At 67.8% G+C, this 11,600-nt stretch carries 16 protein-coding genes; 9 read left to right on the forward strand and 7 right to left on the reverse strand.

Features of this window, described 5'->3' with window-relative positions:
• The first annotated feature begins 8 nt into the window (after window positions 1-8).
• On the forward strand, window positions 9-608 hold the full coding sequence (locus AC0662_RS22370; RefSeq protein ID WP_452196382.1) for a pentapeptide repeat-containing protein: 600 nt from the start codon (window positions 9-11) through the stop codon (window positions 606-608).
• Between the two features lie 62 nt (window positions 609-670).
• Here the strand turns inward: AC0662_RS22370 and AC0662_RS22375 are convergent, their stop codons facing one another.
• A complete protein-coding gene (locus AC0662_RS22375; protein ID WP_478302920.1) occupies window positions 671-1,330 on the reverse strand; it encodes a VanZ family protein in 660 nt (219 codons plus the stop codon).
• A 331-nt stretch (window positions 1,331-1,661) separates the two neighbouring features.
• On the opposite strand from AC0662_RS22375, the gene AC0662_RS22380 reads away from it, so the two are divergent.
• The 3 genes from AC0662_RS22380 to AC0662_RS22390 are packed head-to-tail and all read left to right on the forward strand — an operon-like array spanning window position 1,662 to window position 3,917.
• Entirely contained in the window at window positions 1,662-2,072 is a 411-nt protein-coding gene (locus AC0662_RS22380) for a hypothetical protein (protein ID WP_452196380.1), read from the forward strand.
• A 1-nt stretch (window position 2,073) separates the two neighbouring features.
• Window positions 2,074-3,291 carry a sensor histidine kinase gene (locus tag AC0662_RS22385; RefSeq protein WP_478302922.1) on the forward strand — a complete coding sequence of 406 codons (1,218 nt, stop codon included), beginning with the start codon at window positions 2,074-2,076 and terminating at the stop codon, window positions 3,289-3,291.
• Entirely contained in the window at window positions 3,288-3,917 is a 630-nt protein-coding gene (locus tag AC0662_RS22390) for a response regulator (protein WP_452196378.1), read from the forward strand. The genes AC0662_RS22385 and AC0662_RS22390 overlap by 4 nt, the downstream gene beginning before the upstream one ends.
• An 86-nt stretch (window positions 3,918-4,003) precedes the next feature.
• Here the strand turns inward: AC0662_RS22390 and AC0662_RS22395 are convergent, their stop codons facing one another.
• From AC0662_RS22395 to AC0662_RS22405, 3 genes are all read right to left on the reverse strand, one after another.
• Window positions 4,004-4,642 carry an SDR family NAD(P)-dependent oxidoreductase gene (locus AC0662_RS22395; protein ID WP_478302924.1) on the reverse strand — a complete coding sequence of 213 codons (639 nt, stop codon included), beginning with the start codon at window positions 4,640-4,642 and terminating at the stop codon, window positions 4,004-4,006.
• 77 nt (window positions 4,643-4,719) lie between these two features.
• Complete coding sequence (locus tag AC0662_RS22400) at window positions 4,720-5,331, reverse strand: FMN-binding negative transcriptional regulator (protein WP_478302926.1); 612 nt, start codon at window positions 5,329-5,331, stop codon at window positions 4,720-4,722.
• A 255-nt stretch (window positions 5,332-5,586) separates the two neighbouring features.
• A complete protein-coding gene (locus AC0662_RS22405) occupies window positions 5,587-6,378 on the reverse strand; it encodes an LLM class flavin-dependent oxidoreductase (RefSeq protein WP_478302928.1) in 792 nt (263 codons plus the stop codon).
• Window positions 6,379-6,434: 56 nt separating this feature from the next.
• Between AC0662_RS22405 and AC0662_RS22410 the strand changes: the two genes are divergently transcribed.
• Window positions 6,435-6,917 (forward strand): hypothetical protein, encoded by a 483-nt coding sequence (locus AC0662_RS22410; protein ID WP_478302930.1) that lies wholly within the window; start codon window positions 6,435-6,437, stop codon window positions 6,915-6,917.
• Between the two features lie 165 nt (window positions 6,918-7,082).
• The gene (locus tag AC0662_RS22415; RefSeq protein ID WP_478302932.1) at window positions 7,083-7,649 is read left to right on the forward strand and encodes a hypothetical protein; all 567 of its coding nucleotides are present in this window, start codon (window positions 7,083-7,085) and stop codon (window positions 7,647-7,649) included.
• 50 nt (window positions 7,650-7,699) lie between these two features.
• On the opposite strand, the gene AC0662_RS22420 is transcribed toward AC0662_RS22415, so the two are convergent.
• Window positions 7,700-8,350 carry a cutinase family protein gene (locus AC0662_RS22420; protein WP_452196374.1) on the reverse strand — a complete coding sequence of 217 codons (651 nt, stop codon included), beginning with the start codon at window positions 8,348-8,350 and terminating at the stop codon, window positions 7,700-7,702.
• Window positions 8,351-8,648: 298 nt separating this feature from the next.
• Here AC0662_RS22420 and AC0662_RS22425 point away from each other — a divergent pair, with 298 nt between their 5' ends.
• The 3 genes from AC0662_RS22425 to AC0662_RS22435 all read left to right on the forward strand — a co-directional run bounded on the left by AC0662_RS22425 (window position 8,649) and on the right by AC0662_RS22435 (window position 10,571).
• A complete protein-coding gene (locus AC0662_RS22425; protein WP_478302934.1) occupies window positions 8,649-9,125 on the forward strand; it encodes an NUDIX hydrolase in 477 nt (158 codons plus the stop codon).
• 66 nt (window positions 9,126-9,191) lie between these two features.
• The gene (locus tag AC0662_RS22430; protein ID WP_478302936.1) at window positions 9,192-9,719 is read left to right on the forward strand and encodes a DinB family protein; all 528 of its coding nucleotides are present in this window, start codon (window positions 9,192-9,194) and stop codon (window positions 9,717-9,719) included.
• Between the two features lie 279 nt (window positions 9,720-9,998).
• The gene (locus AC0662_RS22435) at window positions 9,999-10,571 is read left to right on the forward strand and encodes a DinB family protein (protein ID WP_478302938.1); all 573 of its coding nucleotides are present in this window, start codon (window positions 9,999-10,001) and stop codon (window positions 10,569-10,571) included.
• 19 nt (window positions 10,572-10,590) lie between these two features.
• Here AC0662_RS22435 and AC0662_RS22440 read toward each other — a convergent pair whose 3' ends face one another.
• Window positions 10,591-10,938, reverse strand: a complete 348-nt coding sequence (locus AC0662_RS22440; protein WP_478302940.1) for a nucleoside triphosphate pyrophosphohydrolase family protein — start codon at window positions 10,936-10,938, stop codon at window positions 10,591-10,593.
• Between the two features lie 175 nt (window positions 10,939-11,113).
• Window positions 11,114-11,548 (reverse strand): VOC family protein, encoded by a 435-nt coding sequence (locus tag AC0662_RS22445; protein WP_452196369.1) that lies wholly within the window; start codon window positions 11,546-11,548, stop codon window positions 11,114-11,116.
• Window positions 11,549-11,600 lie beyond the last annotated feature (52 nt).

The following is an 11,600-nucleotide window of genomic DNA, read 5'->3' on the forward strand; positions in this document are numbered from 1 at the left end:
GTGGGGACATGGCTAGCCGTGTGGGAGTGCCGACCGAGTCGACGATCCGGGACTGGGACGACGCGGACCCGTCCGGTCAGACGTACCAGCGGGTGTTGTTCGTCGATTCCGACCTGACCGAGGTGGACAACCGCGGCGGGGTGTTCGAGGAGTGCACGTTCCGCGGGGTCCGGTTCAACGCGTCCACCCACACCGACGCCGCGTTCGTGAACTGCACGTTCGTCCGCTGCTCGCTGTTCGACACGACGTTCACCCGGTGCAAGTTCGTCGGCAGCTTCTTCGACGACTGCAGCTTCAACCTGCTCAAGGTGAGCGGCGGGGACTGGTCTTTCACCGCGCTGCCCGGCGCGGACCTGAAGGGCACCGAGTTCACCGGGGTGAAGCTGCGGGAGGCCGAGCTGACCGGGATCCGGGCCGCCAAGGCCACGCTCCGGGACCTCGACCTGTCGGGCGCGGCACTCCAGCGAGCCGACTTCACCGGCGCCGACCTGCGCGGCTCGGACCTGTCCACCCTCGACCCGCTGACCGTGACACTGCGGGACGCCCGGATCGACATGACCCAGGCGATGGTCGTCGCAACATCATTGGGACTCGACGTCCGACCCTGACCTGTGGATATCCCCAGGGAGTCACGCGGCCATCCACGGTTCTATCCACAGCCTGTGGATAACTATCCGGATAACTGTGTATTCGTTCTGTGATATCTGACGGCTCCCGGCCGGCTCGGCGGCACCAGCGTCCCGCGCCGATGACGAGCCGGAGGGCGCGGCACCCGTACGACGAGCAGCGCAGCGTGCTCGACGACGGACGGGGTGACCACCAGGTATCGCGGCCGCAGCGCCATGCTCCGGTTCAGCGCCTGGAGACCGGCGGCAAGGCCGACGCCGCAGAACGTGCCGAGCGAGTTCGCGATCAGGTCGTGCAGCTGGCACGAGCGGCCGAGCTGTGGAATCAGCGCCTGGACCGCCTCGACCGCGGCCGACATCCCGATCCCGGCGGCGATGCCGTCACCCGGCCGGCCGCTGGCCAGCGTGAGCATGCCCGCGGCCGGGACGAACAGCAGGACGTTCAGCAGACCCTGGAGCGAGGTCAGTCCGCCGGTGGTGGTCAGGTGCGTGCCGCACTGGCCGATCTGGCCGAGGCGGTGCGCGGTCGGGCTGAGCGTCGCCGCGATCACCAGCGCGAACGCCGCCGGTACGCAGAACGCCGCGAACCGCGGGATCAGGTCACCGGGGCGACGCAGCGCCGAAAGCGCGACCGGCAGCGTCATGCCGGTGAGCACGAGCCAAGTGTCGAACAGGTGTGGAATACCGCGATAGGTCTCGAGCACGCGTACCGGACCCTCCCGTGTGGTCGACCGGCTTGCCTCGGAACTCTTTCTCGACTCGCTTTTTCCTGACATGACGATCGACCGCGCGCTCCCACTGCCGCCAGGCCTGTCCGGACATCTGCACGCAGCCGCAAACAGTCCGTGACAGTTCGTGACAGTCCGTGCACAAATTGACACGGAAGGAAGGTGCTCGGGGCAACGCTCGTATGCGTGGCGGAGGCGGCGGATCAACCGATCGGTGGAGGCGAGTGGGGCCGGCCGGGCGATGTGCCGACCAGGGTGCGAACGCGAGAGTCGTAGTACCGAGAACGCCTCTGAAAGGACCTCCACCATGGCCACCGTCGACGTCGGACACCCGCGGAGCGCCGCCGCGTTGCGGAGCGTGCAGCTGCTGGCGGCCGGCTACCTCGCGATCAGTGTGCTGACGCTGGTCGCCATCATTGCCCTCCGCAACCACCCGGCGATCGTCACCGACGCGGTCTGGGTCCGCGGCACGATCGTCGTCGCCAGCTCCGCGCTGACGTTCCTGTTCGCCCGGAGCTCGGCGCGCGGATCCCGGAGGGGGTACCTCCGGCTCCGGATCGTCTCGGCGGTGATGCTGATCGCGATCGTGGTGATCATCGCGCTGCCGGGCACGTTCCCGCTCTGGCTGAAGGGCGAGCAGGCCGTCTGTGGACTGCTGCTGCTCGGGGTCACACTGCTGGTGAACGGCAAGCACCTCCGCTCGGTGTTCACTAAGTGACATGAGTGAGCAGGTCTGGCCGCTACGGCTGACGGTGGTCCCGTATGTGCTGCTCGCCGCCGTCACCGCGACCACCGTCCTGATCAAGCGCGACGAGCCCCGGTCGCTCACCGTCGACCTGGTGCTCTGCGCGCTGCTCGGGCTGTGGATGCTCGGCATGTTCACCCTCCGCCCGGCCCGGCGTACCGACACCCGCTGGATCACGATCTTCATCGTCGGGTTCGTGCTGGTGCTCGCCGTCCTGGTGGTGCGGGACCCGTGGTTCGGGTTCCTCACCCCGGTCGGCTACTTCTACACGTTCGGCCTGCTGCAGTGGCCGGGCGAGCTGGTCGGCATCAGCGCCGTCGCGGTGCTCGCCGGCATCGCGCAGTCGTACGACATCCCGAAGACGAACTTGCTCGGTCTGCTCGGCTGCACCGCGGTGATCGCAGTGAACGTCGTCGGGATGTGTCTCGCGTCGTGGCTCGGCCGCCGCGGCGAGGTCCTCAGCGAGCAGCGGAAGGAAGCGGTCGACGCGCTGACCGAGACCAACCGCCGGCTCGAGGCGACCCTGGCCGAGAACGCGGAACTGCACGAACAGCTGTTGACCCAGGCCCGTGAGGCGGGCGTGATCGACGAGCGGCAGCGGATGGCCCGCGAGATCCACGACACCATCGCGCAAGGACTGACCGGGATCGTCACGCAGCTCCAGGCCGCCGAAACCGCCGCGGACTGGCGCCGGCACGTGACGACCGCGGTCGGGCTGGCTCGCGACAGCCTGACCGAGGCGCGCCGCTCGGTGCACGCACTCCGCCCGTTGCCCCTCCAGTCGGCCACGCTGAGCGCGGCGATCGCCGACGTCGTACGGCGGTGGTCGGCGGTGCACGGGATCGACGCGCGGCTGACCACGACCGGCACACCGCGGGTGATGACTCCCGAGACCGAGTCGACGCTGCTGCGAGCGACCCAGGAGGCGCTGGCGAACGTGGCGAAGTACGCGCAGGCGAGCCGGGTGGGCGTGACGCTGTCCTACATGGAGAAGGAGGTCGCGGTGGACGTACGTGACGACGGTGTCGGGTTCGACCCGTCCCGGACCGCGCCGTCGGAGGCCGGCGGGTTCGGGCTGGTCGCGATGCGGCAGCGGGTCGAGGCGTTGAGCGGGATCCTCGAGGTCGAGTCCGAGCCCGGCCTCGGTACGGCGATCTCCGCGACCGTCCCGACCCGGGGAGCGTCCGCGTGATCCGGCTGGTGATCGCCGACGACCACCCGGTGGTGCGGGACGGGCTGAGCGGGATGTTCGCGTCCGAGCCCGAGTTCGAGGTGGTCGGCCAGGCGAGCGACGGCGCCGAGGCGATCCGGCTGGCCGAGGCGCTGCGGCCGGACGTGATCCTGATGGACCTCCAGATGCCCGGGACGAACGGCCTCGCCGCGATCGGCGAACTCACCGATCGCGGCGTGACCTCGCGGGTGCTCGTGCTGACGACGTACGACACCGACGGGTACGTCGTACCCGCGATCGAGGCGGGCGCGACGGGGTACCTGCTCAAGGACGCGCCGCGGGACGAGCTGCTGCGGGCGGTCCGGGCGGCCGCCGAGGGGAAGTCGGTGCTCGCGCCGTCGGTGGCGAACACGTTGATGAACCATGTCCGGACGCCGCCCGCGCCGGACATCCTGAGTCCGCGCGAGCTCGAGGTCATCGAGTGGGTCGCCGCCGGCAACACCAACCGGGAGATCGCCGCGCACCTGTTCATCAGCGAGGCGACGGTGAAGACCCACCTCCTGAACATCTACGCCAAGCTCAACGCCCCGGACCGCGCGTCCGCCGTCGCCGAGGCCTTCAAACGTGGACTGCTCAAGCCGTCCTGATGCAGGTTGGGGAGGATTTCGCACGGAAATCGGGGTTGTGAAATCGGGGTAGCAATCCTCCCCAGATCGGCCGCTGGGTCAGCCGCTCAGATCACGAGTTCGTGGACCCAATCGGCGGGGCTCTGGGCGTGCAGTCGCCAGTAGTGGGTGGCGATCTCGTCCGGGTCCCAGCCGCCTCCCGGGGCGACTCCACCGCTGATCGTCACGCTCGCGGCGTGCACCCCCGCCGCGCCGTACTGCTGGTCCAAGAGCGTCACGAGCGTGCGTACGCCGGCTTTGCCCAGCGAGAGGCTGACGTACTCCGGCTTCGGCAGCGGCATCCCACCGGTGATGAGGAACGACCCTGTGCCACGCTCAGCCATCGCAGACGCAACGTGGGCCGCCGTGGTGATCGCTCCGACCACGTTCACCGCCCACGCATCGAGGTGCCGCTGCGCGGTGAGCTCACCGACCCGGTCCGCCTGAACGACCGCGGCGTTGTACACGACCGCATCAGGTACGCCGTACGCGTCGACCACCCGATCGAGCGCGGACCGGAGCCCACCCTCGTCGGTCACGTCCGCGGTCACCGGCAGTACGTCGGCGGTCTCGAGCTCCTTGGCTGCGGCCTGCACCGTCGCCGACGAGCGCGCGATCAGCCCAGCGCTCATCCCCTCCCGCACGAACCGCCGTGCCACCGCAACGCCGACACCCGGCCCCACTCCCACCACCACGACCCCAGACACGCCGCAGAGCATAAACCTTGCCCCGAAGGTCAAGGTCAAGTCAGCACCGGGATCCAGATACGCATCTGAACGCCTGATCAGCGGCGGAAGTCGGCGACCGCCTGCGCGACCTGCTCCTCGCCGGCGGTGCGGAGGCCGTCGATCACGCCGTCGATGTCAGCCTCCGGCCGGTTCTGGCTGAGCTTGAACTTGGCCTCGATCCGCGTGATCGCGAGCTCCACCCCGACGATCGCCCGGAGCTGCCCACTCACGTACTTCGCCGGCGCGTCGTCCACCGACCACGGTTCCGCCCGCCCCGCCTCGTGCAGGTCCGAGAGCCGCCGTACGACGTTCTCGACCCAGGCGGGATCGTCGTGCACGCTGAGGGTGCCGTGGACGTGTGCGGTGATGTAGTTCCACGTCGGCACCACGCGACCGTGCTCCTGCTTGGACGCGTACCAGGTCGGCGACACGTAGGCGTCGGGGCCTCGCATAATGACCAATGCTTCGCCGACGACGGGCTGCTGCCAATGCTCGTTGTTCCGCGCCAGGTGGCCCAATAACACGTTTCGCTCGGGGTCGTAGATGAACGGCAGCATGGTCGCCATCAGACCGTCGGGTGTCATCGTCACCAAGTCTGCGGCGCCGTGCTGCTTGAGCAGCTCGTGAACCGCCGTGTCGTCAGCGGCGAAGTGCGCTGGCACGTACATCGCTCACATCCTCAGATCGCGTCTCGTCCAGTGTCCCCAGTGCGGGCGCGTGAAGGACAGGGCCATTCAGCCTGCGTTCTGCCGAGCCACTCGCCGGCTGGTGTCAGCTGTGGTGCTTGGTGTCAGCTGTGGTACTTGGTGTCAGCTGTGGTACTTGGTGTCAGCTGTGGTACTTGGTGTCAGCTGTGGTACTTGGTGTCAGCTGTGGTACTTGGTGTCAGCTGTGGTGCTTGGCGTCAGCTGTGGTACTTGGTGTCAGCTGTGGTACTTGGCGCGGAGTTCGGCTGCCTGGTCGTAGTCGCGGCGCCAATCGCCGGTCGGCGGGAGGATGACGCGTTCGACGCCGGCTTCCTCGTAGGCGGCCAGCTGCCCGAGCGGGTCTCCGTCGAGCTGTGGTGCGACGACCGTTGCCTTGAGGGTTTTGCCGTCGGCGAGTTCGTTGATGCTCGCGAGGTTCGCCCGGACCTCGTCCGGCGACAGCGCGATCGTTGCCCAACCATCGGCGTACCGCGCGGTCCGGCGATGAGCGCGCGCTCCACTGCCGGCGACGAAGATCGGCGGGACCTTGGATCCGGGGGAGAGCGTCACCTCGAGGTCGGGACCGACTGTCGTGGGCTTCCCGGCGATCAGATCCGGCAGTACGGCGAGAGCCTCGTCCGTGAGCCGTCCGCGCTCGGAGAACTCCACGCCGGCCGCCCGCCACCCGGCATCACCGTGCGCCGGGTTCCCGGTGCCGATCCCGAGCACGAGACGGTCGTTCGACACCAGTTGCAACGTATTGATCTGCTTCGCCGCCCACGCAACCGGCCGCAACGCCAGCAACATCACGTTGTACCCCACCGTGACCCGCTCGGTCACCGCGGCCGCAGTCGCCAGTACGACGGAACTGTCCAACATCGGCGCACTCGCCACCAGATGATCCGTCGACCACACCGAGTCCAGCCCGACCTCCTCGGCGTACCGCGCACTCTCCCGCACATCCCCCAAAATCGCCCGCCCAGCCTCCGGCGACGACGTCGGCAGAATCACCCCGATCTCAACCGTCATACCCACCGCAACCTCCACCCCTGTCCGCCCTATTCCACCGCCGGTAGGTTTGCCCCGTGAACTGGTGGCGCGCGCACTCGACGGCCATCCTGCTCGGCGTCGCCGGCGCCATCGGAGCCTCCGTCGTCGCCGTACCCGTGCTTTTCAGCGTTCCCGCCATGCCCGCGGACATCGACGACAGTCGAGCCTGCCAGCACAGCACGGCGGAACTCACCGACGTCGCGGAGCATTTCGGGATCGCCCTGCCGGCGGATGCGACCGGTGTTCGGTTCTCGGCCGACTTCAACCCGATGCTCGGCGAGTACAACCTCCAACTGCGCCTCGAAACCACACCAGCCGGCCTCCGGACCCTCACCACTACCAGCGGCTTCACCACCCCGACACCCGTCGAGGCCTCCGCAGTACCAGCTCCCGCCGACTGCCCCGGGCCGCTCATCGCCCACCAGCTCCGGATGTCCACGTCGGACGCTCGAACCCTCGTCGTCGACACCACCAACCCGTCCCGTCCCCAGGTCTACCTCGAGGCCTACGACCTTTGAGAGGCTCGGTACCGACCCGACTGAGCTCCCGACCTCTGCGCCCGCTTGTGGAGCGCCGTCGAATCCGCCGGCATCAAGTGGGGCGCCCCCTGGCTGATGGTGCCTTGAGCATCGATCACGACCCGTTGCCGCAGTAGCCTCTCGCGGACTGGTGGAGGTGGAGTTGTGTATCGGTCGGGTCGGTTGGTGTTGGGGCGGTCGCCGCAGGACGAGTCGGTGGTGGAGCTTGCCGAGGACGAGGGATGGTCGGCGGTTGAGGATGTTGTCGCGGACGGGGCCCGGCAGGTGCTGTGGGCGGTCGGGCCGGGGACGAGCCTGACCTACACCGAGGATCCGGTGTCGCACAATGCGTACGTCGTCCTCGCGAGCGCGGATCAGGCGACGTACGACAAGGCGCTGGAACTCATCGAGTACGAGCTGATGCCGTTCCAGCGGATCGCGATGTTGCGGACGATCGACAACTCCAGTACGCCGTTGGCCGTCGCACGGTCGGTGATCTGCGCGGGGCTCGGGGCTCCGGACGAGTTCGACGAGGAGTTCTTCACCCGGATTCGGGATGCCTTCAGTAGTCCGGAGGACTGGGTGCGCGAGGCCGCGATCTGGGCGACGGCGTACTCCGCCTGGCCGCAGTACGTGCCGCTCCTGGAGTTTGCTGCTGGCAACGATTCGTCGGCGAAGTTGCGGTCGGACGCGGCCGCGGTACTCGAAGGCTTCCGCGCGGCGGCGTCCTGACCGGGGTACTGCGGACATCGTGCTGATGCCCGCAGTACCGCGACGTTTCGTCAGGGAATGTAGACGCCGTTGAACCACTGGCCGCGGGCGTCGTCGGTGTAGACGTCCACGTTGAAGTTGTAGTTGCCGTGCCGGTTCTCCCACAGGTAGCCGGGCAGGCCGGAGCTCGCGTTGATGTCGCAGATGATGTCGTTGGTGCAGAGCGTCAGCACCGGGACGTTCCCGAAGAAGTCGTCCGCGCCGGCGAGTGGTGCACCGACGACCGGAGCGACCAGCGGGTGCGCCGCGGCGCCGGCGTTACCGGGACCGGCTTTCCGCTTGGGGTCCGCGATCAGGACCGCGTTGACGTTGTCGAAGGTCTGCCAGTTCTCCGTGACCCAGGTGTGGACGACCGCGGCACCGAGTGAGAACCCGACCGCCTTCACATGCTGGCCTGGGCAGGCGTTCCGGTGATCACGGATCAGCCGGTTGAGCTCGTTCACACCCTGCCGCGCGTTGACGCCGATCGGCTGGGCCGGGTACCCGACGCGCTGGCTGATGTTGCCCGTCCAGTACGGCGCGTTCGAGTTGTTGTCACCGGTGCCGCCGACAACGATCGTGTAGGTACCGCCGCAGTCGTCCGCCTGCGCCGGCGCCGCGATGGCGTACACGCCACCGGCCGCGACGACCAGACCGGCCAGCAAGGCCGCGAGTTTCTTCATCGAGATCCTCCCGAGTAGTGCCCCTCGTGCGGCCTGTTGACCACACGCCGCCGACGCTACTGACGGCTCATCACAGCCGGATCAAGCGCGAACATCAGGCCAATCGCTGGCAGGTTCCGTCCACAGGTGAGGTTCCTTCAGTTGCTCCGGGCAACCGGGCTCAGGTGTCGAGAGGCATCCGCGCTCGAAAAGTTCGACTTTATCCACAGCCAGGGTGTGCATAGTGGGGAAAACTCGGGTCCACTGGCAGTACGGCTCTCTCTCCCGGAGCGTGTCCGGCGCGGGTTAGGGTCCGGGGATGAGTCGACGGGTGGCTGCTTATGCGGTGTGTCTTGAGGGCGAGCGAGTGCTGCTGGCGCGGTACGTCTCGCCGTACGGCGACGTCACCTTGTGGACGTTGCCAGGTGGAGGCGTCGAGCCGGGCGAGGACCCGTTCGACACCGTGACGCGCGAGGTCGCCGAGGAGACGGGGTACGAATCTGTCGTCGAACGCCTGATCGGTGTCGACTCGCGCGTGATTCCCGCCGCCCAGCGCCGCATCCCCGGCGACGAGGATCACCAGAACATCGGGATCTTCTACGCCGTCCGCATCACCGCCGGCACCACCCGCCCGGAGCCGAACGGCGAGACCGCCGAGTCTGTGTGGACGCCGCTCGACGTTGTCCCCACGTTGCGCCGCGCGGCGCTGGTCGACATCGGGATCGCGCTCGGTTTATCCACACCGCCCACCGGCCACGTCCCACCGGTCCAAGCGGGCGGGCTCATCGAATATTGACGCCGTTGTCGATCTGCGTGAGGTTCAGGCATCGGACAGGTAAGTGGACCGAGAGAGGACGACAGCGTGAACGACGTCGTGATCGAGAACATCGTCAGGCCGACGCGGGCGGTCGCGGGTTCGTGGGTGGAGGTCATCGCGTCGAACCTCGACTATCACCGCGCGACCTTCCTGTGGAAATGCGCGGGTCTGACGGAGACGCAGCTACGGCAACGCTCGGTACCGCCGTCGTCGTTGAGCCTGCTCGACCTCATGCGCCATCTGCAGGGCGTCGAGCGGTACTGGCTGCAACACCGGCTCGCAGGTACGACGCCGCGCTTCTTCCCGTACCTGACCACCGATGGCGACGGATGGTTCGACGAGTCTGATCCGACTGCAGCGAAAGAGGTGTACGCCGACTACCTGGCCGCGTGTGACGACTCCCGTGCGGTCTTCTCCCGCAGCACCGGCGACGTCGCCCGCATCGAACCAAACCCGGAGTACGGCGACACCGACGTACGCTTCATCCTCACCCACGTCATCGAGGAATACGCCCGCCACGTAGGCCACGCGGACCTCCTCCGCGAATCCATCGACGGCACAACAGGCGAGTAGCCCGCCGCACCCTCGCCGTACCGCACCGGCACCCTCGGCCCCAACTGCCCATCCGCGCCGACTCCGTCCCCGGCGCCGTCTGTTCGAGGGGCTATCCCCTCGAACAGGGGGTTCTCGGCTGGTACACCAACGAAGAACCCCCACCACCAAGGGATATCCGGCTCGAGAGAGTTTGGGCCGCGCCGGACGCGGCTGTGCTCGGGTCAGCCCGCGCTACCCTCGACGAAACCCGCCAGACACTCACCACCTGAGCCAGATCAACCCCGGTAGGGTCCGGTGATGGACGTCAAGGGTGAACTGCTTCGGGGGTTGCGTGGCGGTCGGGCGACGATGCTGGGGAAGCTGGAGGGCTTGTCGGAGTACGACGTACGGCGGCCGATGACTCCGACTGGTACGAATCTTCTCGGGCTGGTGAAGCACCTCGCGGGGATTGAGTACGGCTATCTCGGCGAGTGCTTCGGTCGGTCGCCGGTTCAGCGGCCGTCGTGGTTCCGGGACGACCCGTACACCGAGATCGACATGTGGGCCACGCCCGGCGAATCCGCGGCGTACATCGTGAGCGTCTATCAACAGGCCTGCGCCCACTCCGATGCGACCGTGACCGAGCTCGACCTCGGCACCCCCGGGTACGTCGCCCACTGGCCAGAAGGTCAGCGTGAAACGACGTTGGGTGTCCTGCTCATCCGGGTGCTCGTCGACACGACCCAGCACGCCGGTCACGCCGACATCCTCCGCGAGCAACTGGACGGCCGCATCGGGAACGCCGCATCCGCGAATGATCAGTTCTGGCGTGACCGGAAGGTCGAGGTGCAGCAGGCCGCTGACGCGTTTCGGATGGATCGCCCCGGCTGAAGAGCTGGGGTACGACGCCTCAGCGGAGGTCGCCGTCGCCTCCGAGGACTCCTCGGGCTGCGCGGTCGGCGAGTTTGGTGATGTTGTGGGTGGCAACGTCTTCGAGGCGGATCTCGAGTCGCGTGCACAGCTCGGACAGGTACCAGAGGACGTCGCCCAGTTCGCCCGTCAGCGCTTGCCGGTCCGCGTCGGTGATCACGCCGTTCCGGTCGCGGAAGATCTTCTTCACCTTCCCTGCGACTTCCCCGGCTTCGTTCACCAACCCCAGCGTGGGGTAGACGATCGGATGGTCGGTCGCGATCGGCGCACCCGTACGCGCCGCCGCCTGCTGATACGCAGCGAAGTCAAAGCCAGCCTGGTCAGTCATGCCCCATAGTCTCGCCCGCGGGGGAGCGGCGGTCACGATCGCGTCGTACGTCAGGTCCGCGGATAGGCTCTGCCGGCATGGCTCTTGCAGCCCGTCAGGCACGTGCGGTCGCGATCAGCGAACTCTACGACCGCCACAACACCGCGGCGTCTCGCACCGGGCCGGCGGCGCGAGGTCAGTCGAGGCAGAACTCGTTGCCCTCGACATCCTGCATGACCAGGCACGACTCGTTGAACTCGTCGGCGACCAGCAGCTGCACCCGGGACGCACCGAGCGGGATCAGGCGCGCGCATTCGGCCTCGAGCGCGGCCAGCCGCTCCGCACCCACCAGCCCGGTGCCGACCCGCACGTCGAGATGCACGCGGTTCTTCACCACCTTGCCCTCAGGCACCCGCTGGAAGAACAACCGCGGGCCCACACCGGTGGGATCAACACACGCGTACGCCGACCCTTGCTGCTCGGCCGGCAACGAGCGATCGAACTCCGCCCAGTTCGCAAACCCCGCCGGCGCAGGCGGAACGACGTACCCCAACACCTCACACCAGAACCGAGCAACCCGCTCCGGCTCCGCACAGTCGAACGTAACCTGAAACTGCCTGACCGACGCCATCCTCCAACCATACGAACCATTCCCGGCTCCCGCGCTGGATTATTACCCCATG

It is taken from the genome of Kribbella sp. NPDC043289 (assembly GCF_056436705.1).